This window comes from Myxococcus sp. AM009, assembly GCF_013372605.1.
GTDB lineage: Bacteria > Myxococcota > Myxococcia > Myxococcales > Myxococcaceae > Myxococcus > Myxococcus vastator.
In genome coordinates this window covers 13,991-39,821 of record NZ_JABXEP010000026.1, presented here as the reverse complement: position 1 = coordinate 39,821, position 25,831 = coordinate 13,991, and the positions used below count along the sequence as shown (strand labels likewise).

Sequence of the window (25,831 nt, the reverse complement as noted above, 5' to 3'; positions counted from 1 at the left end):
ACTGAAGGCGGACCCGGAGGTCCGCCCAGGAAACAGCGGCCGGACTACCCGGCCACCTTCGCGCCGCTCCTCTTGTTCAACCTTCCCAGAAGGAAGCCGGCGAGCTCCCGGATGTTCGGGTAGCTGAAGAGGACGGAGGGGTCGACGGTCAGCGCGTACTCGTCCGACAGCGCGGCTCCCAGGTCGATGGCGTCGATGGAGCCCAGGCCCAGCATGGCGAACTCCACGTCACCCTGGAGCGACGCCACGGGCCTGGCGCACCGGCCGGAGATCCACTGGCGGATGAAGGCCTCCACCTCCGCGCGCCCCACCGGGGTTGGCGCCGCCACCACGTGCATGGCGGGTGGGGCCGCCACCACGGGCGCGGAGGGCGCCGCCGCCGGCGCTGGCGGAGGGGCGGTGGGCGCGGCGGACGTGGGGGTGAAGAGCGCGTCGAGCGACACGTCGGGCATCGCGGTGCCGTTGCCCCGGCGCCCGAAGTCGCGGTCCAGCGCCTCACCGAAGGCACGCAGCGCTTCGGCGCCCGGCAGCTCCGGGAACGCTCGCGTCGCCTGGGTGACCCGGGCCAGGGCTGCCTGGAGCCGCTCGTGCAGCCAGCGGCGCGTCGCCGCGTCAACGCCGCTTCCAGCCGCGGCGGCGTAGAGGACCAGGTCATCGACGTACTCGCCGAACCGCAGGCCCTGCCAGTCCTCCAGGGACGTGTCGCGCTCGCCCGGCCGGGCGGGCTGGAGCGCGGCGAGGACGGCGTCGTAGTGCGTCCGCACCGTGTCCTCGTCCAGGGACTCGCGCAGGAAGGCGCGCAGCACCGGCCGACCTCGCAGCGCCGAGGTGCCGACGAAGTGGTGCAGCGTCTCCGTGGGCCCCTCGAAGATGCGGAAGATGCGGGCGTCGCGGAACAGCTGCGGGATGAAGTTGGACTCGAGGTAGCCCCGTCCGCCCGCCAGTTGCATGGTGCGGTCCACGGTGGTCCACAGCACCTCCGTGGACACCGACTTGCACACCGCCAGCACCTCTGGCGCCACGTCCTGGCCCGCTTCGACTTTGCCCACGACGCGGTCGATGAGCGCTTCAATGGCGGCGATCTGGTGCATCGCCTCGCCCAGCACCGCGCGGGTGTAGGGGTTCTGGAGCAGGGGGCCCGTGGAGACGCGGCGGCCCTGGGCGTACTGGAGCATCAGCTGCACGCACAGCCGGGTGGCCCCCAGGCACACGGAGGCGATGGCGAGCCGCCCGTAGCACAGCGTGTCCTGCGCCACGGCCATGCCGTCGCCGGGCTCGCCGAGCAGCTGCCATGGCTCCACCGGCACGTCCTCCAGGTGGACGGTGTTCTGGATCATCCCCCTCAGGCCCATGGTGAGCGCCTCGGGGCCCTGGCGCACGCCTGGGCTGCCCTGCGGAATGGCGAACGCGGAGAAGCCCGCCGGTTGCCCGTTCGCGTCCACGTGCCGCGCGAAGACGTTCAGCAGCCCGGCCCACGCCGCGGAGCCGCTCCAGATTTTCATTCCGCTCAGCCGGTAGCCGTCACCGGAGGCCCGGGCCGTCGTCTCCAGGGCCTGGGGGTTGGACCCCGCGCCGGGCTCCGTCAGCGAGAAGGCCGCCAGCTCCCGGCCGCGCGCCAGCGCCGGCAGGTACCGGGCCTTGAGCTGCTCGCCGCCGAAGCGCAGCACCGGGCGCACGCCCAGCACGTTGTTGAGGCCCACGAACAGCGCCAGCGTCATGTCCTTGCTGCCGAGCAGCTCCATCACCCGCAGGAACTCGCGCGTGGTGAAGCCCAGGCCGCCGTGCGCCTCCGGGACGAGCATCCCCAGGAGGCCCTGATTGCCGAAGTCGAGGACGACGTAGGGCGGCAGCGTGCGCCGCTCGTCCATGACGAACGAGTTGAGCCGCGTGGCGCAGTAGTCTCGCACCCAGGCGAGCTTCTCCTCCACCACGGGCCGGAGCGCCTTGGCGTCCCCGGGGACGGCGCGGAGGGGGGCGGCCTGCTGGGGAGGCTCCGGCCGCCAGTCGTGGAGGACCTCCAGCGTGCCGTCGAGGAACGCCCTGCGCACCTCGCCGCGCTGAATCTTCCCGCTGCTCGTCTTGGGGATCATCCCCGCGTTGACCAGCGCGATGTACGCGGGCGCGACCCCATGCACCCGCAGCACCTCACGGCGGATGCTCGCGGTGAGCGCCTCGAAGCGCGGCGCCACCTCCCGTCCCCGCGTCACGGCCTGGACGACGGCCAGCTTCTCGTCGTCGAAGCTGAACGCCGCGCCGCAGTGGACGCGCAGGTCGTCCGACAGCGCCTGGATCGTGTCCTCGAGGTCCTGGGGATGGTGGTTGAAGCCGTTGACGATGATGAGCTCCTTGATGCGGCCGGTGATGTAGAGGCTGCCCTCGTGGACGAAGCCCAAATCACCGGTGCGCAGGAAGGGGCCCTCGCCGGTGTCGGTGGTGTACGCGTGGAAGGTGTCCGCCGTCGCCTTGGCCCGGTTCCAGTAGCCGCGCGTGACGCTGTCGCTCTTGAGCCAGACCTCGCCCACCCGCGCGTCGGGCTGGAGCGTCCAGGACTCCGGGTCGACGATGCGCACCGTCTGCTCGCCCTGGTCCAGCGCCATGCCCACCAGCGTCTGCACGCGCCGCTCGTCCCGCAGCTCGAACGTGGTGGGGGCCTTGCCGCGTGGCCCGCCCGCGACGAACAGCGTGGCCTCCGCCAGGCCGTAGCAGGGGAAGAACATCTCGCTCCGGAAGCCCGCGCGCTCGAACCGGCGCTGGAAGCGCTCCAGCGTGCTGGCCTTGATGGGCTCCGCGCCGTTGAAGGCGCTCCTCCATGACGACAGGTCCAGGGTGCCGATGACGGCGTCGTCCACCTTCTCGATGCAGATGTCGTAGGCGAAGTTGGGCCCGCCCGCGCAGGTGCCCCGGTAGGTGGACACCGCCTGGAGCCACAGCGCCGGGTCGCGCACGAAGCTCTTGGGCGCCATCAGCACCGTGCGCGCCCCCAGCCCCAGCGACTGGAGGATCATCCCGATGAGGCCCATGTCGTGGTACAGCGGCAGCCACGTCACGATGACGCTGTCGCGCGTGTTGCCCATGGCCACGGCCGTCATGCGGTTGTTGTGGACGATGCTGCGGTGGGTGACCATCACCCCCTTGGGGTCCCCCGTCGAGCCGGACGTGTACTGGAGGAAGGCCAGGTCGTCTGGCTGGGGCGTGGGCAGCCCGGCGCCGGTGGGGTCGCCGCCGCCGTGCGCGGCGATCAGCTCCCCGATGACCAGCGCGGGGCAGTCCGGCTGCTGCGCGGCGTGGCTTGCGTCCACGGAGCGCGCCACCAGCATCGCCTTCGGCTGGCAGTCCCGGGTGATGGCGCGCAGCTTCACCCAGTCCTTGTCGCTCGCCGGCGGGTAGAGCGGGGCGGCGATGGCGCCCGCGGCGACGCAGGCCAGGAAGCCGACGATGTACTCCAGCCCGGAGCGCATGACGATGAGCACCCGCTCGCCGCGGAAGCCCTCGCGCTCCAGGTGCGCGGCCACGCCGAACACGGTGCGCGCCAGCTCACCGTAGGTGATGGGCTGCTCCGGTTGATCCCGGCCGCTCAGATAGGTGAACGCGTTCTTCTGGGGCTGCACCTTCGCCCAGTGCCGCAGCGCGTGGACCAGCGTGGGAGAGAAACGGAGCGCGTCGGCGGAATCCGTCATGACCCCTTCGAGACCCATCCCTGCTGGATTTTCGATGACCCGTTGTTCTGGCTGCACGTGCGTCATGACTCCATGTGGGGCGGCGGCGCCGCCGCGCCCGGCGTGGGCACGGCGGCATCGTCGCGGTGGACGAGGAAAGGTCTGGACGACCGCCGGGCTCCGGCGCGGGGCGTCAGCCCTTGGGCAGCTCGCCGATCTTCGCGAAGGACGCGGTGGCCATGGCCACCAGGCCCTTCGGAGACGTCACGGTCATCTCCGCGATGACGGCCTTGGAGCCGTCACGGATGACCTTCGCGGTGGCCACCAGGTCCTGCTGCTTCGCGGGCTGGAGGAGCCGCACGTTGATGTCCGACGTGACGACGATGGCCCCGCTGTGCGCGGCGGCCGTGAACCAGCCGGCCATGTCCAGCAGCGTCGCCAGGATGCCGCCATGCGTGTCCTGCATCCCATGGTCGAAGTCAGGCTTGCGCTTCCAGCGGCAGATGGCTTCGTTCTGGTCGTTGTATTCGAGCGTGACGCCCAGCAGCTTGTTGACCGGCGCTTCGGTGAACTGTGCAATCAGCAGGGCGTGGAGTGGGTTCGACATGTGTGATCTCCTTTGGGGTATGAGGCTCCCTCCGCCTATCACAGGCAGGGCATGCGCGTACCTGCAAATCTAGACCAACCAGAACACCCTGGGCCGCCAGGTGAAGAAGACTGGCCGGACGCACCGTGGGGCGCTCATCAGGGCCACCGGCCTCGGGCGGTCCCCGTTGGATGCGCGTGCGCTCATCCCTTTATCCCGCTGATTGAGCTGACGTCTGACCTCTCGATACATTTAATCGTGGATTCTTATTTGTCAAGTAAATCAGGATATCAGTGGATTGGTATGGTTATTGCCGTGGAGCCGTTCGCGGGTGTTTTCGAGCGGGCGTAGTGATACCGCTCCGTCGTCCATCAGGCCAGGGCCCGGCACGTGCGTTTTTGTCTGTCATTTTACATCACCTCCCAAGTCTTCCTGTCGAACCGGCCTTGTCAGTTCGCTGGAACAAAGGGCTCTGGGTGGGTTCTTCCCAGACGTGCCTGTCTGGATGTATGGTCAACCCGCGGGGTCGCCGGATATATGTCATTACGTGGGCGCGGCCGGATTCTTGATGCCTGCGAACCGCGACGGGTGGTCCGGGAGGGGAAATCCGCCTGGGCGGCGTCGCATCCGAGCCACGGGGTCGGGCCCCGTGGCGCCCCCTGGCGCGTTGGGATTCAACCCGTCAGGTGGGCGGGCGTGGCCCTCGGTGCAGGGAGGGCTCCGCCGGGGCATTGTCGCGGCTCGGAGTGGGCCGGCTCCCGCGGAGTCGCCATGCCAGCGCGAGGGCGGCGTCATGTCGAGCCCGCTGGGCCGCCGCTGCCGCGCGACTTGCGCAAGCCAGGACCGTGAGTACCTCAGGTTTCCGAGTCCGCTCGTGGAAAACACCGACATGGTTCAGCCGGCGCCCCCCGGGTTCCTCGAATGAATCGCTCCTGGCATCGTCATTGCTTTCGAAGGCGAGGTCGTTTCCAAAGAGGCGTGCTACGTGAGCTTGGATCAACTGCGTCGGCTCTCCGCCCGAGCGCTGAGTGCGTCACTGGCGTCCCCGCTGCTGCTCACCGGTTGTGGCTGTGGGGGTATTTCCCTGGAAGGCTACTCACTCCCCACCTGCGATGATGGAAGCCCGTCGGTCGGAGGGCGCTCTCCCGCGGCACAGACGGACTTCGTCGAGCTGCGGCTCGTCGCCGACCTGTACACCACGCCCCGGGAGCAGCCCCTCGCGTCCTCGGGGAGGCCGTGCGAGACCGCCACGCAGCCGGTGGCGTGCAACGCGGAGCTCGAGGCCCTCTCCTCCGAGGAGGGGTTTCGCTCCCGCTGCGAGCCGGGCTGCTACTCGTAATACCTCGTGACGACGCGAGGGGATGCCCACACCTTTGAGGAGGCGCTCCAGGACTTCCTGGGCGAAATCGACACCTCGCAGGACGCGCTGCTCCGGGTCTTCGCGGAGGGCTACGACGTGAGCTGCACCCAATTGGAGAAGGGCGCGGTGAAGGCCAACGCGGACGGGGCCTTCATCATCGTCGCCACGCAGGGGTTCGCGTGTGGAGAGGGCTCCAACCTGACGCAGTATCTGCTGGAGGTGACGCCCTCGGGCGAGGTGCGCGTGAAGCAGACCCACCTTTTGGAGCGGGGCACGAAGGGGTGCACCGTGGGGCGCAGGCCCGCGGGACGAGCTGGCACTTCATGGCGCGGCGTCACGGCGCGACGCCTGCGCGCGCGGTGGTGGCGCCGCTCCCACCCAGGCCGCTGCCCCGGGCCTGCTCGTGGGCGAGCTCCGCCCGCCTGTTCTCCGACCTGCTCGAGGTTCACGAAGCTCGGTTTAAATCATGCCCGGCTCATATTCATCATCGGCAACGAACATGAACCCGGTGAGCGCCGCCTGTTCAACGGCTTCCTTGATGCTCTTGTGAACGACAATCAGCATGATGTCCTCACGCAGGCGGCAGATTTTCTGGCCCTGTAGCTTGTCTTCGTCCAGGCACATTTCCTTGATTGCCAGGACGTTTCCACGGCTGGATATCACGACGTCCGACTGGTTCAGGTCGAGTCCGTTCACGATGCCGACTACGTTCGCCACCTTGTAGGGGAGCTTTTGCCCGGTAGGCTCATAGACAACATCTGCATCGAAGTATTGAACATTGTCTACCCCGAGCTCCGTGAGCAGCTCGACAAGCCGCTGAGAAAACAGGAGGGCACGAGAGGCGCCGTGGATGTCACACGGAGGGAACTCGGAGACATTCTTCGCCTTCTCGTCTACGGACAGGACGATTGAATAGCCCTGTTGTACGTTGCTCAGGAGGAGTCCGTCATTCACCTGGATGTCTGGGCCTGAGATGATTTTTGATGTCGGGCCCGCCCAGGGGGGATCCGCCAGCATGATGTAGAAGTTCTTGCTTGCCATGGGGGGAGCTAGCGAAAGGTCATGTGCTTGCCTGGGTAGCGAATGCTATTTCGGCTTGTCGGCGTTCAACGGCATTGAGGGAACTAGGGCCTCCTGGATTCGAGCCGAGGCCCCAACGATGATACGCCGGGGTGGGGCCGGTTGGGACGGGCTTTCCCGAGGGGGGCGGTGTCGGTTGCCACCGGTGAGCGTCAAGGTAGTTGTCGCGTGAGAGAGTTCAACCGATGCGCTTCAACTCCTGCACTGCCGGGGTGAGACTGGCGGACGTCGCCTTTCATCTGGGGGCACAGGGGAGGGTGCTGCTTCCCGGCGCGGAGCAGGTCTGGATGCAGCTCGAAGGCGCCCGGCTATCGGAGAGTGCCTCGGACGTGGAGCGGGGGTCGTCAGCCGCGCGGCCCCTTGATTGTTTCCACCGTCACGCGTTGACGATGGACTCCGGCGGCGGCTTCAGCACCTGGCCGGCCTTGACCAGGCGGAGCGGCCTCGGGAGGACGGGCGAGGACGAAGCGGTGGATGAACTCGAACTGGCAGGGGGCGGGGTTTCCGTCCTGCTTCGCCGGAGGAGACCGTGCGTTCTCGATCGCGGACGTGCTTCCGGGCAGCCCTCAGGACTTCGTCTTCTTCGAGGGCTTCGCCTTGCCCTTGCTGTTGAGGGCGACCGCCTGTCGGATGAGTGCTTTGAAGGCGGACGCGTCCACCTTCTCTCCCTCGCGGATGTCGATGGCGCGGCGCGTGTTTCCTTCGAGGCTCGCGTTGAAGAGGCCGGCTGGGTCCGGCAGGGACGCGCCCTTGATGAAGGTCAGCTTCACGACCTCTTTGTAGGACTCGCCCGTGCAGATGATGCCGTCGTGCGACCAGACTGGAGTGCCCATCCACTTCCACTCCTCGACGACATCCGGGTCCGCATCCTTGATGAGCTTGCGCATCCTGGCGAGGGTTTCGCCGCGCCAGCCCCCCAGGTCGGCGATTCTCTGTGAGATGCGCTCCGACGCCGGCGGGCCTTCGCTCGCGCCTGTCTTTTTCATGGTCTCCTCCAGAGGTTCCAGACTTGAGCCGCGCGGGCAGCGGGGCGAGCTGGACCTGCCCACGTGCTGCTCGGGAGGCGGCAACCGTCAGCGGCCCACTTCGGTGTCTCCGCTCCAGCGCTCACCCTCAACACGGCTTCCATCCTGCCTCTACGCTCCGGTCGAGGTCCAGGCGCCGCGGCCAGGGCATCCTTCACGAGCCTCGAAGAGAACGGCCCCAGCGCCGTCGCGGGGACCCTTCACGGAGATGGCGCGCGGAGAGAAGCGGGCGGACCGGATGACGCCGACAGGGGCCTGGCAACTCCGCGACCTCTGGAGCCCACGACACCTCGGTGGTGACTGGCGCCATCCGCCTGGTGACTGCGGTCACCGGCCCAGCACCTAACATGGGGGCCCCGGAGCCATCCCCGCTGTGTGAAATCAGCACGTTACGCTGAATGGCCGAGATGGCATGGGCGCTGCAGTGAGACAGCGCATGGGCGGGACAGACTCGCCGCAGCACTCCTCCTTCGCTGTCAAAACCAGGTGATCCCCATGATCGGCAAGGCCAAGACCCGCTCCTTCTCCCCCAAGCGTCCGGACGCTGCGCAGTCCTCTCCCACGGCCTCGAAGCCGTCGCCCTCGGCGGGTCCCGTCCCGGACAAGGGAGGGCGCGTCTCCCAGAACCCCGCGAACCAAGCCGCGCGGCCCTCCGGCCCGGTGGATTCGTTCCAGTCCGCGGGTGGGCCCGGACGGCCCTCCAACCCGGCGGCGGCCCAGAGCGGCGCGCCCGGACGGACCTCCGGCCGGGAGGCGGCGCTCCAGGCCGTGACCGACTTGGGTCCCGCGGCGCTTCAGACGGTGGCTGACTTCGGTCCCGCGGCGCTCCAAGCCGCGGGCGCCTTCGGTCCGGCGGCGGCGCTCCCGCCGATGGGCGCCTTCGGTCCAGGGGCCGGGCTCCCGCCCATGGACAGCTTCGGTCCGGCGGCGGCGCTCCCGCCGATGGGCGGCTTCGGTCCGGCGGCGGCGCTCCCGCCGATGGGCGGCTTCGGTCCGGGGGCCGGGCTCCCGGCGATGGACAGCTTCGGTCCGGCGGCGGCGCTCCCGCCGATGGGCGGCTTCGGTCCGGCGGCGGCGCTCCCGCCGATGGGCGGCTTCGGTCCGATGTCGCCGCTCCAGGCTGGCGGCGTGCCCATGGGCCACGCCAACCCGATGGACGGGTTCGGGATGGGCGGCGTCCCCCACCCGCAGTCCTTCAACGCGCCGATGCTGCCGGGGGCGCAGGGTCCGGTCAGCGGGCCCGCCGCCTTCGCGCCCCGCGGGCTGCCCAGGGACCCGGAGAGCCTGCAGAACCTCAAGCCGGCGCCCGAGCCCACCGGTTCCGGCGTCCCCAGCGCCAAGGACAAGCGCCCGGCTGGAGACAAGCGGACGGCGGCGCAGATCGTCGATGACTCCCCCGCGCTGAAGAACCTGGGTCGCCAGAAGGACATCAAGTTCAAGGAGCTGTGCAAGCAGACGGGCATCGACCCCAAGCTCGACCTGAAGGACGCGAAGCAGAACCCGGACGCCGTCTACCGGCTGGCCAAGGTGCTGGAGTTCATCGACAGCGCGAAGGCCTCCACTGGCGACGACCGGTCGAACAAGGTCAAGAATGGCAAGGGTGACGGCAACATCGAGGGCATCACCAAGGATGGCGATGCGCGGCACGGCACCGAGGCCGGCATGGTGAAGGACTTCGCGGAGAAGGGGTACTCCTTCCTGGGTGAGCACCAGCTGCCGACCACGAAGGACACCCACGTCAAGGCGGACGGAAGCAACAAGGACAACTTCCAGTGGTTCGCGGGTGAGGCGGGCAAGCACCTGTGGTTCCTGCCGGGCGTCAGCAATGTCCTGACGGGCATCGGCAACTCGGAGGGCGGCGTCAAGGGCGTCTTCGAGGGCGCCGCGAAGGGCTACCTCAACACCGTGAAGGGCGCCGCGGAGGGGGTCCTCGGGGCTGTCACCACGGGCCGCGTCAACCCAGCCTCCATGATCTTCGGAGGCGCCATGGGCGCGCTGGCGAACACGGAGGCCGCGCCGCAGCCGGTGAAGGACATCGCCAGCATGCTGTGAGCCCGTAACCCTGCGCCAGCAGCTCCCGGCTTGAAGACGTCCCTCGGAGCCCCCTTCCAACGGGCATGCTCCGGGGGACGTCCGCTTGGGGCGCAGAACAACGTTGCGCAGGTGGCGCGTCCCCACTTCCGAACAGGTCATCGCGAGGCACCCGGTGGCCGGCGCGCACGCGTGGCTGAAGGGATGCGCCCCGGCGCTATCGCCGGGAGTCCTGGACGCGGAGCTCGAGCGGGGGTGGCGCCTGAAGCTGAACGTGCTCGCCCGAGCGCGGATGCAGGAAGGTGAGCGACTCCGCGTGCAGCAGATAGCCGCCGTCTCCGGGCAGGCCGGGGTGCTCCGCCAGCGGCAGGCCGCCCACGGCGAAGAGCGGGTCCCCCACGAGCGGGTGGCCGATGAAGGCGAGGTGGATGCGGATCTGCTCGGAGCGCCCCGTGTGGATGTCCACCTCGAAGAGGGTGTGCTCGGTGCGCCGCTCCAGCACCCGGGCCGTGCTGTGTGAGGGCTTGCCCCGCGCACTGGCACCATGGACTTCGCCCAGCAGCGGATGGGGCACCAGCCCGATGGGCGCGCGGATGTCGTAGGACTCCTGGGTGGCGAGCCCCTGGGAGAGCGCGCGGTAGCGCTTGTGCACGCGGCCCTCGCGCCAATCGCTCGCCAGGCGCACGGCCGCGTCGCGGGTGCGGGTGAAGAGCACGAGGCCCGACGTCGCGCGTCCCAGGCGGTGCATGGGGACCGCTTCGGGCCATCGTGCCTGGACGAAGGAGAGGAGGGTGTTCTTCAGGAAGCCTCCCGAGGGCAGGGTCGGCAGCCCGCTCGGCTTCACCACGACGACCAGCTCCGCGTCCTCGTACACGAGCTCGAAGGACTGCGGCGTGTCCGCCTCTTCCCACGGCGGGCGGTGCCAGCACAGCCACTGCCCCGGCCTCAGCGGCTCCGAGCCGTCGGCGGTGACGTCGTCGAGTCGCACCTCGCCCCGAGCGAAGCGCGCCCGCCACTCCTCCTCCGAGGAGTGGCGATACTTGTCCGTCAGATGGGCGAGCGCGCTGCTGCCCGGTCGGCGCCCGAGCTTCTCGCGATACACGTAGCCGTCGTTGAGCAGCACTCGCGCACCCTACACCACGGGAGACTCACCCGCGCGTGGCCCTGCTGGACACGCGGGAGCAGGAGCCGCTACGGCTTGCGCTTCGAAGGGGGAGCGGCGGCGGCGGCTTCGCGCAGCTTGTCCTTCTTGCTCTTGCGCCGACCCTTCACGCCGCCGTTCGGATCCAGGGGCGGCGGGGTCGGCGAGGCCTCTTCCGTCGGCTCGAAGCCCGGCACTTGCTCACGCGGGAGGTCGAGCTGGTGGCGTTTCTCGATGAGTCGGAAGTGGGCTTCAGTGTCCGCGCTGACGAAGCTGATCGCCACGCCCTTGTCGCCCGCGCGCCCCGTGCGGCCGATGCGATGCACGTAGTCCACGGTCGAGCGGGGCAAGTCGTAGTTCACGACCGCCGGAAGCTGCGCGATGTCCAGGCCGCGAGCGGCGACGTCCGTGGCCACGAGCACGCGCACGCGCTTCGCCTTGAAATCCGCGAGCGCCTTCGTGCGCGCGCCCTGGCTGAGCTCCCCATGCAGTGACGTCGCGGCGATGCCGGCGCGGTTCAGCTTCAGCGCGACATGGTCCGCCGTGTAGCGACTGGCCACGAACGTGAGCACATGGCTCCACGCATGGGTTTCCAACAGGTGCCGCAGCAGCATCGTGCGCCGGCGCACATCCACCTGGAGGGCCCGCTGGAGGATGAACTCCGTCGAGGGCAGCTCCCCGTCATCGACGTCGATGCGCGTGGGCTCGTGCAGCAGATGCTCCGCGAACTTCCGCACCGCGGGCGGGAAGGTGGCGGAGAACAACAGGTTCTGTCGGCGCGCGGGCAGCAGCGCCAGCAGGCTGTTGAGCTCATCGGCGAAGCCCAACGAGAACAGCCGGTCGGCCTCGTCGAGCACCAGCGTCTCCACCTCGTCCAGCCGGAGCGCGTTCTGATGCACCAGGTCCAGCGCGCGGCCTGGCGTGGCCACGACGATGTCCGCGCCGCCCCGCAGCGCCAGCATCTGCGGGTTGGCGGAGACACCACCGACCGCGAGGCAGGTCTTCAGCGGCTTCTTCAGGTGTTGGCCGTACCGCTCGATGGAATCGACGATTTGCGCGGCGAGCTCCCGCGTGGGCACCAGGATGAAGGCCCGCACCGGTCGGACCGACCCTCCGGGACGCGCCCGCAGGGCCTCCAGGATGGGCAGCAGGAACGCGGCGGTCTTCCCCGAGCCCGTCTTCGCCGAGGCCCAGACGTCACCACCTCGCAAGACGACGGGGATGGTCGCGCGCTGCACCGGCGTGGGTTCGTCGTATCCGAGTCCGGCCACGGCGCGGGTGAGCGTGTCCGACAGGCCGAGTGAAGCGAATGTCATGGGGAGGGAGCCTACCCTGCCCGGGAGGACTTCCCCCGGCATTCCTGCCCCCTCCCCATCCAGGCGAGGTGTCGCCCGGACCTGTTGGGGGGCGGGGGGCGTGGACTCGCCCCGTCACGGGAAGGCCCGACGTGCTACGAGCATGCGCATGACGATATCCACCCTCCCTGAACGTCCGCGTGCCGTCCTCGTCGGTGTCCAGCTTCCGGGCGTCTCCGACGAAGAGCACGCCGCGGACTTCGCGGAGCTGCGCCGGCTGGTGCACACACTGGGGTATGACACGGTGGCGACGGTGTCCCAGAAGCGGACGCGGCTGGCCACGGGCACGGTGCTCGGGACGGGCAAGCTCAAGGAGCTGGCGGCCCTCACCGGCGGCTCCGGCGTGATTGCGTCCGGGGCGAGCGACCGAATGTCGAAGGCCCGTGAGAAGTGGGAGGCCGCCGCCAACACGGAGCCCGACCCCGAGGAGGACGAGGCCGGCGACGTGGAGCCGGAGGACGCGCTGCTGCCTCCACCTTCGGAAGAAGACGACACGGCGGGGCCCCGGCCCACCGTGGTGGTCGTGGACCACGAGCTGTCGCCCAGCCAGCTGCGCAACCTGGAGAAGGCCACCGGCGCGATGGTGCTGGACCGCGCGGGCGTGATTGTTGACATCTTCCACCGGCACGCGAAGAGCCACGAAGCGCGGATGCAGGTGGAGATCGCTCGGCTCAACTACCTGGCCCCCCGGCTGCGCGAATCCACTGGAGGCCGCGAGCGGCAGCAGGGGCGTGGCGCGGGTGACTCGGCGGTGGAGCTGGACCGCCGCAAGATTCGCGACCGGCTGGCGGAGCTGCGCGAGGGCCTGGCGGCCATCCAGAAGGACCAGGACCACCGCCGCTACGCGCGAAGGGACCAGTTGCGGGTGGCGCTGGTGGGCTACACGAACGCGGGCAAGTCCTCGCTGATGCGTGCGTTGACGGGCAGCACGGTGCTGGTCGCGGACCAGCTCTTCGCCACGCTCGACACCACGGTGCGCGCGCTGCAGCCGGAGACCCGTCCGCGCATCCTGGTCTCCGACACGGTGGGCTTCATCCAGAAGCTGCCGCACGACCTGGTCGCGTCCTTCCGCTCCACGCTGGACGAGGCCCTGGAAGCGTCACTGCTGCTCTACGTGGTGGATGCGTCGGACCCCACGTGGGCCGCGCAGCTGGAGGTCACCCGCACGGTGCTCCGGGAAATCGGCGCGGACGCCGTACCGAGCAAGCTGCTCTTCAACAAGGCGGACCGGCTGGACGCGGCGGCGAAGGAAGCGCTGCTCGCGAAGCACCCGGACGCACTGATGCTCTCCGCGCACCTGCCGGACGACGTGGCGATGCTGCGCAAGAACATCATCGCCTTCTTCGAGTCTTCGATGGTGGAGGCGGACCTGGTGATTCCCTACGCCCGGCAGGGGCGCATCGGCGAGGTGTACGAGCACACCACGGTGGTGTCCCAGTCCCACGACGAGAGCGGCAGCCGGCTGCGCGTGCGCGGCCTTCCAGGGGCCATCGCGAAGCTCACCCAGGCGTTCCAGGAGTAGGTCTTCCCCGGGGGGCGCCCCAGTTGGCGGCTGCCCCCCGTTTGCGAGCTGCGGACGCTGACGAGCCTCAGTCGGGAAGCCCTCCCGCTGAAGCCCCTGCCCGTGGAGCTGTGCCGACTCCCCGCGTTCAAGAAGCCCTGGTGGTGGCGCTTCTTCAAGACGACGCCGGGCCGGGTCCAGCTTCTGGTGGACGGCCTGGGCCGGATGCCGACGCTGACGCATGGGAGCCTGGTGTTCAGGCCACGGCGCGGGCCTGCTGAATCGCCTCAGCACCCGGCTTCCACATCACCTTCCAGCGCGCCTCGGGAAGCCGCGGTGGAGGAGGCTTCACCTCCGACACCCCTGCTACCTCCACGTGCACCCCGCTACCCCAGGCGATAATGCCCGCGAACAGTCCCAGGAGGCTCATCGCGGGATGGATGGGGCCCTCGTAGCGCCGCGCGCGCCAGTGACGCAGGCGTGGCGCCGCGGGCCCCCTGGCGCTGGGTATCAGGAAGCGCTTGCCGGGGGCCTGCGCCCCAGGCACCGGGAAGAGCGGCACGATGAGCAGGCCCATTTCTCCTGCCTCCAGGTGAACCGTCGTCTCTCGCGGGTAGCGCAGTCGCGACGAGGGAGGCCCCGACAGCTTCAGCGTCAGCGCACGCTCCGCGTCCACGCTGCAACGGTAGTACATCGTGGAGGTCGCATCGTAGGTGACGGTGATGGCCGCGTTATCCATGGACTGCGACGCGAGACCGCTCTCCAGGGCGCAGACGCCGATGGACGTCGTGGTCGTCGAGGCGTCATTCGAGTCGACGGGCAGCGTGTAGAACTTGTTGGCACCACAAGCGCCAGCGAGAGACACAGAGACGTCAGGGAGAGTCCCTGGATGAGCCGCCTCATGAAGTTTGCTCCTGGGAAGGGGAATGGGTCCGCGCTGGGGAAGCCCGGCGGAGTGGCGCATCGTCGCGTGCGCCGGTTGCACATTCAGTCCTGACGCGAAAAGGCCCGCCCCCGGAAGTGAGCCTGCCCCACGAAATCGGGGCAAGCCCACGGCGAGAGTTCCTTGGATCCGAGGCAGATGTGCAAGGCGTGAACCTGGGGTGAGACGTCGAAGCAAGGTCCTGGGACGATGCGTGCTGGCGCTCGGAGGCTTCAGGCCCCCGCGCTGGGTGATGCGGCGGGCCCCCGCTCGGAGGTGCCCGCTTCCTGGGGAGACTGTTCGGTGAGCAGCAGCGCAAGCGTGGCGAAGACCGTGATGATCGACCAATAGATGAAGCGGAAGTCGCTGCCGATGCCGATGAAGAGATAGGCGAGGGCATAACCCAGGCCGGACATGGCCGTGCAGAAGGCGATGGGCTTCTGTCGAACCCTACGCAGCGCCACGAGCGCGATGCCTCCGAGCAGGAGGAGCCACGCCCAGCCCCGGAAGACGAGCGTGTTCGCGAGCCGCATCTTGATTTCATGCAGCGTCTTGTAAAGCCATCCTTCGCTGGGAACGCGGAGCTGGAAGGAGTTGGGATCAATGTTCAGATGAAACGGATAATGGACTGGGGCTGGGCTCGCGCCGATCATGCTTTCGAATGACGCCCACCGGTGCCGGAGCCAGGCGCTGGGCTGCTCCCGAATCATGCGTGCCCATTCGCCGCGGAGCTCCTTTCGCCGGGAGTCGAGCGACGTGAAGGAGATGGGCCGCGCGCCCTCCACACCACCAAACAACTGCCACACATGAAGCGGCGTGTACAGGCGAACGATTTCATCTCCCGATGTGTCATTGGACAGCATGGACCGCGAAACGAGCTCGGGATGGGCCGCGTAGATGCCCGCCAGGTCGTAGAGGAAGAGCTGGCCCACGGCCCATGCGCGCGTCGAGCCAAGGGCGCGGCTGACCACCGACGGCGACAACACGAGCCCCACCAGGGCCACGGCCAGGAGCTGGCTCTTCCGGAACGCGCTCCACTGCTTGGGCGCCCATTGCAGGACCGCGGGAATGGCCAGGGGCGCCGCCGCGATGATGGCGTTGTGGCGGAAGGCCACACCCGCCATCAGGAGCACGAGCGCCATGGCGGGCCGGCGGAACTTGAGCGCCGCGACGGCGCCCAGGAGGACCGCCGCCGTCATCACGTCCTTCCAGAGCGTCACCGCGAGCGCCCAGACGGTGGGCGTGAGCAGGAACAGGCCCATGACGACCAGTCCCCACCGCCCCTCACGTGCCTTGGGGGAGCGCACCAGCGCCGCCATGCACAGGCCCATGGCGAGCAGTTGTGCCATGAGCACGGGCCAGGGCGAGCCTGTCAGCTTTCCGCTGATTCCCAGCAGCAAGGAACCCAGCGGGGGATGGATGTCGTTGTACGCCCCGCTGAGGCCCTGGCTGTACTGGTCGAGGGAGTCCGAAGACATCAGCCCGGGCTGAAAGGCAGCCATGAGGGCAGCGGTCCAAATCAAGACGCTCTTGAACAGGAGGCGGTTGCGCGACGAGGCTTCTTCCAACGTCGTGGACCACTTGACCCGGAAGAACTCGGCGAGGCTGGGAGCGTGCATTGCTTGTTCTGGGTGTCTTCGACGGTCAGCAGGGCCAGCGGCGGGACCGTGAGGGGAACGGAGTTTCGAGCATCAAGCCCGTCGGCAGCGGAGGCAGAGAGGGGAGGAGATATACAGTGTCCCTCGCGTGCCTCAATGGCCACGAGGGAGCCATTGTCCGGTGATGGGCTTGTGGGTTTAGGTCGTCCAGCGAACTGTTCACGCTGCACGTCGGCTTCTTCCTGGCCGCTGCCTCGAGCCCCGCGCACGCCTCCTCTTCGTCTGCTTGAGGGAACCTCACCGTCGACGTCAACTGGGGCGCCGTACTCGCGCGGCCCGCCATCGTCGAGGATTACCTGGCCAGCATCGCCCTCGTCGTCGGCGGCGAAGTCCCCAACTGCGCGATCCAGGCGCTGCTCCCCGAGGCGCAGGCGGAGACGGTGCGCGCGCCGACCTTGAGAGCTCCGTGCTCCTCTCGCCCAGGAGCAGCGTTCCGCGGGGCGAGCCGCCACGGCTGAAGGACTTCCCCGAGTGAGAAGTTCGGCGCGTCGGCTGTACGGAGCACGCACGCTCCCGGGATGTGAGTCGAACGGGCTCCGCGCATAGAGCCGCGTGCTCGCCTACCGGCACGCTCCGTCGCCTCTCGTTCGGGATGATCTCGTCACCGCACGCGGTTTGCGCCGCTCATGACGATCCCAAACCTCCTCAGAGCTTCGTTCATCTCCACGCTCGTCATTGGCACCGCCGCTCCGGCGCTCGCCGCCCCGGCCACTCCGCCCGCTCCCGTGGCGGAGGTGGGTCCGGACGGAGTGGGGATGCTGTTCCCCTCCGAGCCCTCCGGCAGCAGCTTCCACCTCGGCGACGGCGACCCCACCGACTCCGAGCCATTCTTCGACATGGAAGGCGACGAGGCCACGCCCGGCCTCGAATCCGGCGTCCCCTACTGGTCGACCACCGGCCACCGCGTCACGTACGCGAGCGGCAAGCCCGCCGGAAAGACGGTGCGGCTGCACCTCCGTCCCGGCGGCGGCGAGCAGTCCTTCACCTGGCGTGACGGCGCCCTCGAGAACGGCTTCATCGGCAGCCCCGACGACCTCCTGAACTTCGAGGCCACCGTCTACGTGCGCGCCCACGAGGACAACGGCACGCACCACTCCATGTCCTGGAAGATGCGCGGCGGCCAGCACACGAAGCCCCAGGTGGCGCGCTCGAGCTGCGTCGGCATGGACGTCCCGTTCGGCGGCGTCTCGCCCCAGGCCTACCGCGAGCTCGACCACCCGACCTACGACCACCTCTCGCTCACGCCCTCCTTCGACTACCAGCTGCAGGAAGGCCGCTGGCTCGGCGTGAAGGTGGTCTCGTATCTGGTCGAAGGCGGCACCCGGAACCTGCTGTTCCTCGACACCAATCCCTTCGACGCCTCCGGCACGCCGCGTAACGAGTTCCGCCTCTTCACCGAATGGCACGACCGCGACGGCGAGAACACCGGTCACTACGATCGGGCGGCCACGTGGGCCGGCTGGGAGACGACGTTCCGCGTGGACGGCTGGCGGCGGGTCGACTTCGCCTACCCCTCGGCACGCGAGATCGTGCCGCCGACCCCGTAAGCGCCCTGGCGCTACGCGCGCTCGCGGTCGCGGGGCTGCTCGCCCCAGCGGATCGCGAGCGCGACGCGTCCGGCAGACGGAGAAGCGATCGATTCGCGGTATGCGCTCGGCAGAGGAGTGACAAACCATCAACGCTCAGGCAGAGCTCGCCGAGCTCGAAGCCGCGCTGACGTGGGCACTCGCGCGCACGGTGCCGTAGCGACGAGCGACTACTGCTGCGTCGCGAGGTGCTGCTCGAGTCGCGTGAGCGTCTGATTGCCGCCTTCGATTGCGTACTTTGCCGCCTGCTCGCGCGCTTCGACGGTGGGCATCGTGTGCTGCAACGTGACGCGCGTCTGTCCCGCCTCATCCTCGAAGGTGACGACCGCCTTGAACATCACCTCGCCCTCCTTCGAGCCGTGATCCCACTCAATCCGCTCGTTGGGGACGACCTTCGTGTAGACGATGTGGTTCGGGAAGTCGGTGCCATCCGGCCCGTGCATGGTGAACTTCCACGCGCCACCCGGACGCACATCTTTGCTCACCGTCGTCGTGCGGAAGCCGTTCGGCCCCCACCAGTTGGAGATCATCTCCGCGTCGGTGAACGCCTGAAAGACGAGCGCGCGTGGGGCGCTGATCAGCCGCGAGATCTTCAGCTGCCGCTTCGCGAGTTCGTTGAGGTCGACCGCTGCGTTCATGTGTGTGCTCCTCGTTTGGGCTTCTTCGGAGTTGGAACTTTGCGGGCGCGCGCCGGGCGCTTCTGCCCCTGGAGGTCGGCGAGGTAGTCCTCGAGCCGGTCGAAGCTGCCCTCCCAGAATTCGCGGTAGTGCTCGAGCCAGGCGTTCGCGTCTTTCAGCGGCTTTGGCGCGAGTCGGCAGGGGCGCCACTGCGCTTCGCGGCTCCGCGTAATCAGCCCTGCGCGCTCGAGCACCTTGAGGTGCTTCGTCACGGCAGGGAGGCTCATTTCGAAAGGTTGCGCGAGCTCCGTGACGGAGGTTTCACCCTTCGCGAGCCGCGCGAGGATCGCGCGCCGGGTCGGGTCGGCGAGTGCTGCAAAGGTGGCGCTGAGTGGGTCGATCGACATTGTGTAATTAACCAAGTGGGAAACTAACCACTTGGTTAATCAAGTGCAAGCGCGGTCGCGCGAATCGCGTTGAACGGCGCGCTACGGCGTCGGAACTTCGAGACGGCGCGCGAGGATGACATCAGGGCGTCGGCGACGTGGAAACGGGAACGTCCAGGATAATGTGCGGAAGTGGGACCGCCTGGCGACCCATGGCGGCGAGCGTCGCCGAGCGCAGGTAGGCCTTCGGCTCGACACCGCAGCGCTTGGCGGACTCGAGGAGGGAGTAGAAGAGGGCGGCCACCTCGGTGCCGCTGCGCGAGCGGCTGCCGTAGTGGTTTTTGCGCCCGAGGAAGACGCCCCACGGCGCCCTCTCCACGGCGTTGGTGTCGAGTGGAATGCGCTCGTCCCGAAGGACGTGGGTGAGGCCTGGCCACAGGCCGCGCATGAAGGCGACGGCCTTGCCAAGGGCGGACTCGGGCAGCACACGCGCCTCACAGGCCCAGGTGTGCAGCTTCTCCACCACCTGCCGACTTCTCTCGTGCCGCAACTGCTGGGGCAGGGCGTCGCCACCCGGAGCGCTGTCGCGGCAAGACGCGCGATTGGGATTGGACTCCCGCTGGCCCCGTGCGCCTCGGCCCCTCCCCGCACCCCACCCAGGCAGTGCAGGAAGTGAAGCGCTTGGCTTAATCCTTTCACGCGTCATCTGCGTTGACACTCACCGGAGGGTGTCCGGAGCCGGAGAAAGCCTTGGAGACCCTTCTTGGCGCGATTTGTCTGCGCCGAGAGAGTAGCTTGGTCCGGAGGCAGCGGCGCTCGGTCGGTCTTGAAATGCAGCACCTGGACATCGACGCGGTTCCCGCTATCGAGACGGATCAGGATGGGTTCATCCTGATCCCGGACAAGAACGCTGGAGAGTGGATTCTCACGGCTCCCCGGGTCCACGCGGAGCGGGCGATGGAAGTCAATCAAGCGCGAGGCAATCGCTTCAAGCCGTTGGTCAAAGTGTTGAAGTCGTGGAATGCCCGGCTGCCGAAGAAGGCGGCATTCAAGTCCTCCAGCATTGAGGCGATGGCGCTGCACCTGTTCGCAACCACTCCCTTTCAATCGATGTTCGAAGGGGCTCTGAAGTTCTTCGACTTTCTCAGCGGGCAGTTCGTGGAGGACACGCACTTCGACTGGCGAGGAGAAGCAGGGATTGGGCTGGCCAGGCCGTGCTGGGAGTACAAGCTGTTCGACGTCGCTGGCACTGGTTCAAATCTCTTCGCCAACGCCAAGGCGTTCGTTACAAGGGACCTGTTGTGGAGGGCAAACGGCGCACGTTCCGCGGAGCGCTGCCGAGATTTCCTTGAGAGCGCGCTCCTTCAATAGCCGCCGCAGTTGCTTGGCATCGAGCAAGCCGCCTCAGCAACCGGTGCACGTCCATACGGTGTTACCAACACGCCGGAGTTCCCCACGCCTCAGCGGAGGAGGCGATGGTGGCCCCTAGGCAGCGGCCAGGAAGGGGGGCGATGGGGAGAGAACGTCGCGTGTGGACTTTCGCAGAACTGCGGAGGAGGACCTTCGGCTTCGACGTATACGCATACGTGAGGTGTGGAGGCAGGCTTACGGGGGCTGACGTATGTGAAGGAGGCGAGAGGGGGCGGACGATACTGGAGCACCTGGGACTGCTCACTAAGAGTGCAAGGCTGGCCCCGGCGCGGGGGCCCCCGGCTGCGTGGCGTTGAGGCTCAGTCCATCGCCAACAGGCCGGCGGCCCCTGCCGGACCCCTCGTGGGAGGGCGGCCTGGACTGGGGGGACCTCAAGGGGCTGCGCGGCCGCTCCACCTGCCTGGCACACAGCTCGGACGATCCCCGTCAGCGGCCCTCCTCGTCCCCGCTGCTCCTGCCCGCGATGCTCAAAAGAGTCCCTCTCCGTCTTATGCTCGGGCGCACGAACTCGTGGATGTTTGCCGCGCTGAATACGGTCGAGTCGCCCATCGTCGAGCTCGAAGCTGCGACCCTCCTGGAGAACGACAAGAGCTGGCGCGCGGAGCGCCTGCCCGTGATCGAGGAACGCATCCGGAGGCGTCTCGCCGACTTCTCCGCGACGCTCGGCCATTCCGAGTGGCTCGGCGGCGCCTTCATCGCCGCGGAACTGCTCATGGTGACGGTGCTGCGCAGGTTCCCCAGAGCGCACATTCTGAAGACGATTCGAGCCTCACCGCTGCATCGAACGCCTGACGTCACACACGAGAAGCCCGGGTAGCGACCCGCAACCTGCTCTAGAATCGCCGCTATGAGCACTGCACCGTACCCCATTGGTACCCCCGGAAGCCCCTGGGGCGAGGCGGAAGTCACGGCCTGGCGGTCCCGCCAGACCCGCAAGCGCAGTTACGCGGCCGACGTGCTGAGCGCGATAGAGCGCTTGCGCGCGCGCTTTGACGTGAGGCAGTACGGCCTGCTGGAGTACCCGCCGGACACGTACCCGCTGTTCACGCTCGCGAGCCGCGACTGGCGCGACGGGTTGCCTGTGGCGCTGGTCACGGGTGGGGTTCACGGCTACGAGACGAGCGGCGTCCACGGCGCGCTGCAGTTCGTCGAGCGGCATGCGGCTGGCTACGCGGGCCGCATCAACCTGCTCGTCGTCCCGTGCGTCAGCCCGTGGGCCTACGAGCGGATCCACCGCTGGAACATGAACGCCATCGACCCGAACCGCTCCTTCCGCGAGCCCAGCCCGGCGGAGGAGTCGGCGGCCCTCATGCGGCTGGTCGCCCCGCTGCGCGACCGCGTGCTCGTGCACGTGGACCTGCACGAGACCACCGACTCGGACGAGGCGGAGTTCCGCCCCGCTCTGGCCGCGCGCGACGGCAAGCCCTTCGAGCCCGGCCATACCCCCGACGGCTTCTACGTCGTGGGCGACACCGAGAACCCGCAGGTCGACTTCCAGCAGGCGGTCATCGCCGGGGTCGCGAAGGTCACCCACATCGCGCCGCCCGACGCCGACGGCAATATCATTGGCTCTCCCGTCGTCGCACCGGGCGTCATCCACTACGCCTTCCGCCAGCTCGGGCTGTGCGCTGGCATCACGCCCGCCCGCTACGTGACGACCACCGAGGTCTACCCCGACAGCCCGCGCGCGACGCCCGCGCAGTGCAGCGACGCGCAGGTGGCGGCCGTCACGGCGGCGATCGATTACGCGTTGGCGCATCCGTAGGGGACGTGCCGAGCCAAGCTCGACGTCGAGCGCGCGCCACGCTCGAGCTCGTGGCCGTGCCGGCTCACATGGGCGCGCCGACGCAGGGCCCGCTGAAGTGGGAGGGGGACTTCAGGGGGCGTGTCGGGCCTGTCGTGCCCCGGCGGCTGCGCCCCGGGGGGCAGGCTTCGGTGCATCGCCTGCCGCCTCGGCGATGGGCCGGGCGTACCTGACCAGCGATAGCAGCATCTTGCCCGGCTCTTCGTTCATGATTTCGTGGGCCGAGTTCTCGAACCAGACCAGGTGCTTGATGGGGGCGTGAAGGCGCTCGAACCATTCGGCCGCGACGCTCGCCGACACGTTGTAGTCGTGCCGGCCATTGAAGAGGAGCATCGGGCACTCAAGCCGGGTCACGTTGCTGAAGTCGGCCCGCAGCACGGCGGGGAACAGCTTCTCCTCGGAGAGCTCGTTGGCGGTCCATACCGAGGCCAGATCGGCATCCGTGTACTCCGGAGAGAGTGCGAAGCCCTCCGCTTCTGCCTGGCCACCCGTCCGCCCGTACACCTGTCCACCATAGAAGCCGAGCCACTTGCGCTGGATCGCGACGACGGGCAACTCGAGCGCAGCGCCATGCGCCGCATAGGGCGCAATCGATTGCAGCTCCCGGATTGCCTCTTCGTTTCCGGCTGCGCGTGCCCTGTCCATGGCAAAGCGCCATCCGCGCCGTTCGCTCTCCAGGACATCGGTCGCCTGTCCCATTCCGATATACGCGTGCAGCCATTCCGGGTGACGTCGCGCGACGGACAGGCCGAGAAAGCTGCCCCACGAATGACCGAGCAGGAAGATCTTCTCCTTGCCGAACTCCTCGCGTGCCCAGCGAATCATCTCCTCGGTATCGGCGAGCAACCGCTCCGCCGTCATGGTCGCCGCGACCGCGGAGGGGTCATTCGCCCGATAGGTTTTTCCGGCACCGCGCTGATCCCACTGGATGACGGTGAAGTACTCCTCCCACCCCCGCTGGAAGTACCAGCTCGTCGGCATCGACACGAAGCCCGGACCTCCGTGGAGCATCAGCAACACGGGATTGGCCCGGTCGACGCCGCGAATCGAGACCCATTGGTCGATCCCTCCGATGCGAATCTTCTCCAGCCGCTCCACGCCCATGGGGGTCACGATCCGGCGCAGGTTGGCGACGATGGCGGTCGCTTCGCGCCGGCTGCCGGGTCCAGCCTGCTCCCTGGCCGTGGGGGTTCCCGCACAGCTCGTCAGGAGGATGGCCAGGCAACAATTACGGAAGAAGTTCATCATCTCGGTCCTGGGACAGTACGCAGGTGCTCGCATGGGGGGCATCGCACAGCTCCTTCCCTTCTCTTCTGGCAGCGTAGGCTTGCACGAGCCTGACAGCCGATGATTGTCGCGGCGCCTTCGCTGCGGGAGGAGTAGCGTCCGCCGTCACGGAGGGGTCTCATGCGTGCGCTCCTTGTCGAGGATGAGCCGGAACTCGCGCGGCTGGTGGCAAATGAAGCGACGTCCCAGGGCTTCTCGGTCGACGTCGTGGCTTCGGTCACCTCGGCCCGTAGCGCGCTCCACCTGGGCGCCTACGCCATCGTGCTGCTGGACCGCCGCTTGCCTGATGGCGACGGCTTGTGCCTGATTCCCGAGATTCGTGCCAGGCAGCCGGAGGCGGGCGTGCTGGTGATCAGCGCGATGGGAGATGTCCCGGAGCGAGTCGCGGGCCTGGATGCGGGTGCGGATGACTACGTGGGAAAGCCTTTCCACGCAGACGAGCTGCGGGCGCGCATCCGCTCGGTGCTGCGGCGGCCTGCACAGGCGCGACAGCTACAGCCCGTGCGCTGCGGCGCCATCGAGTACGACCTCGGCTCCAGGCAGATGACGGTGCAGGGAAGGCCGCTGCTGCTTCGCAGGCGCGAGGCCTCGCTGCTGGCTGCCCTGATGCGCCGCGCGCGGCGGGTCGTCCAGCGCGACACCCTCATCAAGGAGGTCTACGGGTTCGACGAGGAGCCCAGTGCCAACACCCTGGAGGCGCACATCTCCAGGCTGCGACGGCGGCTCGAGGATTGTGGCGCGGGTGTGGTGCTGCACCCGGTCCGGGGCGTCGGCTACCTGATTGACGAGCCATGAAGCGTCTGACGGACTCCCTGGCGCCGCGCCTGATCGCGGCCGTCCTCGCAACGCAGCTCATCGTCATCACCGGGCTGATGCTGTTCTGGATGGTGTTCTCCCACGCCGTCTCGCACGACGACCTGTCCGCCGCGACCTCCCAACGTCGCGTTGCCGAGTCGATTACGCTGGACCCGGCAGGCGACCCTCGCATTGAGCCCTCAAGCGCGCTGCGCGCCTATCAGGCACGCCGTCCGCAGCTGGCCTACGCCGTCTACGTGGACGGCCGCCTCGTGCCCGGCTCATCGCAGTCGCTTGCCCAAGCGATCGCTCCACGCGGCTGGGCCGCGCCTGGTGCTAACCTCGAACCGGCGCCCACTCTCGACGACGTCTACCGGCACTTCCCCGACCTGCGGTGCGTGCAACTGCTCGGCGAGTGCGGAGATCCGGTGATCGCCTTCGGGGAGGGCCAGCGCGCGAACGTCTCGATGTTCCCGGTCCACGGCATCGGGACCGCGGTCGTCGTGACGAGCGGCAATCGCCTCGGACTGGATGACCTGCCCACGGCGCTGCTGACGCTGATTCCGCGCGTGATGAAGCTGTTGGGTTCGGCCGTTCTCGCCACCGTCCTCGTGCTGCCACTGATGCTGCGTCGCGCGCTACAACCCCTCACGAGGGCCGCCGACGCCGCATCCGGCATCGGCCTCGAGACGCTGGACCAGCGGCTGTCGCCCGACGGCGTGCCCAAGGAGATCAAGCCTTTCGTCACGGCCATCAATCAGCTGTTGGAAAGGCTCGAGAGCGGCGTCTCCCGCCAGCAACTGTTCGTCGCCAATGCCGCGCACGAGTTGCGCACCCCTGTGGCGATTCTCTGCGCCCGGCTCGACTCCCTGGGCGACAGCCCCGCCACGCGGGACCTGCGGCGCGATGCGACGCGGCTGGGGCTGATGGTCGACCAACTGCTCGCGGCTTTCCGCATGCAGGGACAGACCCCGGCGGATTGGAGGGCGCTGGATATCGTCCAGCAACTGCGTGAGCTGATCAGCGACATGGCGCCGCTGGCGCTGCGGAGCGGACGCGCCATCGCCCTGGAAGCCGCATCGTCCTCCGAGATGGTGCTGGGACAGGCCGATGGCCTTCGGTCGGCGTTGGCCAACCTGCTCGACAATGCGCTGCGCGCCGAGCCCGCTGGCGGGACGGTGATTGTCAGGATGGAGGCCAGCACGTCCAGCATCACGGTCGACGTCGTCGATCACGGCCCCGGCGTCGAGGAGTCCGACCGAGAGAACATCTTCGAACCGTTCTGGCGCCGGGAAGGTCAGTGGAGTGGAACCGGGCTGGGATTGGGCATCGCCCGCCGCATCTCGGAAGGTCACGGCGGCAGCCTTCAGCACCTGCCCACGGAAGGCGGCGGCGCGACTTTCCGGATGCGGGTGCGAAGAGCTCCCGCATGAAGGCGCGTTGCCCCGGCAGCGTGCTGCAAGGATTGAGGCGCGTACTGGCGCTCCTCGCCGCGCTGCCCGGGGCCGCGATGAACCAGGTCCCAGCTTGTCGGGGGGAGCCACGGTAACGCTGCTGCTCAATGCGCGGGTGCTGCTGGCGGTCCTTCAGCGCATCCTCGGACACTCCTC

At 68.3% G+C, this 25,831-nt stretch carries 21 protein-coding genes; 9 read left to right on the top strand and 12 right to left on the bottom strand.

The window, feature by feature from the left end:
- Nucleotides 1-44: 44 nt before the first annotated feature.
- The gene (locus tag HV824_RS09270) at nt 45-3,677 is read right to left on the bottom strand and encodes an AMP-binding protein (RefSeq protein ID WP_176423102.1); all 3,633 of its coding nucleotides are present in this window, start codon (nt 3,675-3,677) and stop codon (nt 45-47) included.
- A gap of 172 nt (nt 3,678-3,849) precedes the next feature.
- Nucleotides 3,850-4,263 (bottom strand): PaaI family thioesterase, encoded by a 414-nt coding sequence (locus tag HV824_RS09265; RefSeq protein ID WP_163778356.1) that lies wholly within the window; start codon nt 4,261-4,263, stop codon nt 3,850-3,852.
- Between the two features lie 964 nt (nt 4,264-5,227).
- On the opposite strand from HV824_RS09265, the gene HV824_RS37290 reads away from it, so the two are divergent.
- A complete protein-coding gene (locus HV824_RS37290) occupies nt 5,228-5,581 on the top strand; it encodes a hypothetical protein (RefSeq protein ID WP_255207889.1) in 354 nt (117 codons plus the stop codon).
- 480 nt (nt 5,582-6,061) lie between these two features.
- On the opposite strand, the gene HV824_RS09255 is transcribed toward HV824_RS37290, so the two are convergent.
- Together HV824_RS09255 and HV824_RS09250 are read right to left on the bottom strand one after the other, a co-directional pair.
- Entirely contained in the window at nt 6,062-6,643 is a 582-nt protein-coding gene (locus tag HV824_RS09255) for a DUF1629 domain-containing protein (RefSeq protein WP_176417789.1), read from the bottom strand.
- Nucleotides 6,644-7,248: 605 nt separating this feature from the next.
- Nucleotides 7,249-7,668, bottom strand: a complete 420-nt coding sequence (locus HV824_RS09250) for a DUF1801 domain-containing protein (protein ID WP_176417791.1) — start codon at nt 7,666-7,668, stop codon at nt 7,249-7,251.
- Nucleotides 7,669-8,202: 534 nt separating this feature from the next.
- On the opposite strand from HV824_RS09250, the gene HV824_RS37285 reads away from it, so the two are divergent.
- Entirely contained in the window at nt 8,203-9,759 is a 1,557-nt protein-coding gene (locus HV824_RS37285) for a hypothetical protein (protein WP_255207888.1), read from the top strand.
- Between the two features lie 196 nt (nt 9,760-9,955).
- Here HV824_RS37285 and HV824_RS09240 read toward each other — a convergent pair whose 3' ends face one another.
- Nucleotides 9,956-10,861, bottom strand: coding sequence for an RluA family pseudouridine synthase (locus HV824_RS09240; RefSeq protein ID WP_176423101.1), 906 nt, complete (start codon nt 10,859-10,861; stop codon nt 9,956-9,958).
- Nucleotides 10,862-10,929: 68 nt separating this feature from the next.
- Nucleotides 10,930-12,195 (bottom strand): DEAD/DEAH box helicase, encoded by a 1,266-nt coding sequence (locus HV824_RS09235; protein ID WP_176423100.1) that lies wholly within the window; start codon nt 12,193-12,195, stop codon nt 10,930-10,932.
- A 148-nt stretch (nt 12,196-12,343) separates the two neighbouring features.
- Here HV824_RS09235 and hflX point away from each other — a divergent pair, with 148 nt between their 5' ends.
- Nucleotides 12,344-13,756 (top strand): GTPase HflX, encoded by a 1,413-nt coding sequence (hflX, locus tag HV824_RS09230; protein WP_176417794.1) that lies wholly within the window; start codon nt 12,344-12,346, stop codon nt 13,754-13,756.
- 235 nt (nt 13,757-13,991) lie between these two features.
- Here the strand turns inward: hflX and HV824_RS37280 are convergent, their stop codons facing one another.
- Together HV824_RS37280 and HV824_RS09220 are read right to left on the bottom strand one after the other, a co-directional pair.
- Nucleotides 13,992-14,600, bottom strand: coding sequence for a hypothetical protein (locus HV824_RS37280; RefSeq protein ID WP_255207887.1), 609 nt, complete (start codon nt 14,598-14,600; stop codon nt 13,992-13,994).
- Between the two features lie 290 nt (nt 14,601-14,890).
- Nucleotides 14,891-16,159, bottom strand: a complete 1,269-nt coding sequence (locus HV824_RS09220) for a hypothetical protein (protein WP_255207886.1) — start codon at nt 16,157-16,159, stop codon at nt 14,891-14,893.
- Between the two features lie 782 nt (nt 16,160-16,941).
- On the opposite strand from HV824_RS09220, the gene HV824_RS09215 reads away from it, so the two are divergent.
- On the top strand, nt 16,942-17,862 hold the full coding sequence (locus HV824_RS09215; protein WP_176417797.1) for a hypothetical protein: 921 nt from the start codon (nt 16,942-16,944) through the stop codon (nt 17,860-17,862).
- A 209-nt stretch (nt 17,863-18,071) separates the two neighbouring features.
- Here the strand turns inward: HV824_RS09215 and HV824_RS09210 are convergent, their stop codons facing one another.
- The 3 genes from HV824_RS09210 to HV824_RS09200 all read right to left on the bottom strand — a co-directional run bounded on the left by HV824_RS09210 (nt 18,072) and on the right by HV824_RS09200 (nt 19,610).
- Nucleotides 18,072-18,539 carry an SRPBCC family protein gene (locus HV824_RS09210; RefSeq protein WP_176423099.1) on the bottom strand — a complete coding sequence of 156 codons (468 nt, stop codon included), beginning with the start codon at nt 18,537-18,539 and terminating at the stop codon, nt 18,072-18,074.
- A complete protein-coding gene (locus HV824_RS09205; RefSeq protein WP_163778321.1) occupies nt 18,536-18,925 on the bottom strand; it encodes a helix-turn-helix transcriptional regulator in 390 nt (129 codons plus the stop codon). The genes HV824_RS09210 and HV824_RS09205 overlap by 4 nt, the downstream gene beginning before the upstream one ends.
- A 121-nt stretch (nt 18,926-19,046) precedes the next feature.
- A complete protein-coding gene (locus tag HV824_RS09200) occupies nt 19,047-19,610 on the bottom strand; it encodes a transposase (RefSeq protein WP_255207885.1) in 564 nt (187 codons plus the stop codon).
- Nucleotides 19,611-19,615: 5 nt separating this feature from the next.
- Between HV824_RS09200 and HV824_RS09195 the strand changes: the two genes are divergently transcribed.
- The 3 genes from HV824_RS09195 to HV824_RS09185 all read left to right on the top strand — a co-directional run bounded on the left by HV824_RS09195 (nt 19,616) and on the right by HV824_RS09185 (nt 22,100).
- Nucleotides 19,616-20,275, top strand: coding sequence for a hypothetical protein (locus tag HV824_RS09195; protein ID WP_255207884.1), 660 nt, complete (start codon nt 19,616-19,618; stop codon nt 20,273-20,275).
- A gap of 574 nt (nt 20,276-20,849) precedes the next feature.
- Nucleotides 20,850-21,152: a hypothetical protein gene (locus HV824_RS09190; protein WP_176423096.1), complete on the top strand. Its 303-nt coding sequence runs from the start codon at nt 20,850-20,852 to the stop codon at nt 21,150-21,152.
- 138 nt (nt 21,153-21,290) lie between these two features.
- Entirely contained in the window at nt 21,291-22,100 is an 810-nt protein-coding gene (locus HV824_RS09185) for a M14 family metallocarboxypeptidase (RefSeq protein WP_368738042.1), read from the top strand.
- Nucleotides 22,101-22,211: 111 nt separating this feature from the next.
- On the opposite strand, the gene HV824_RS09180 is transcribed toward HV824_RS09185, so the two are convergent.
- On the bottom strand, nt 22,212-23,387 hold the full coding sequence (locus tag HV824_RS09180; protein ID WP_176423094.1) for an alpha/beta fold hydrolase: 1,176 nt from the start codon (nt 23,385-23,387) through the stop codon (nt 22,212-22,214).
- Between the two features lie 159 nt (nt 23,388-23,546).
- Here HV824_RS09180 and HV824_RS09175 point away from each other — a divergent pair, with 159 nt between their 5' ends.
- Together HV824_RS09175 and HV824_RS09170 are read left to right on the top strand one after the other, a co-directional pair.
- On the top strand, nt 23,547-24,221 hold the full coding sequence (locus HV824_RS09175) for a response regulator transcription factor (RefSeq protein ID WP_176417807.1): 675 nt from the start codon (nt 23,547-23,549) through the stop codon (nt 24,219-24,221).
- Nucleotides 24,218-25,654, top strand: a complete 1,437-nt coding sequence (locus tag HV824_RS09170) for a HAMP domain-containing sensor histidine kinase (RefSeq protein WP_176417808.1) — start codon at nt 24,218-24,220, stop codon at nt 25,652-25,654. The genes HV824_RS09175 and HV824_RS09170 overlap by 4 nt, the downstream gene beginning before the upstream one ends.
- The last annotated feature ends 177 nt before the right edge of the window (nt 25,655-25,831 follow it).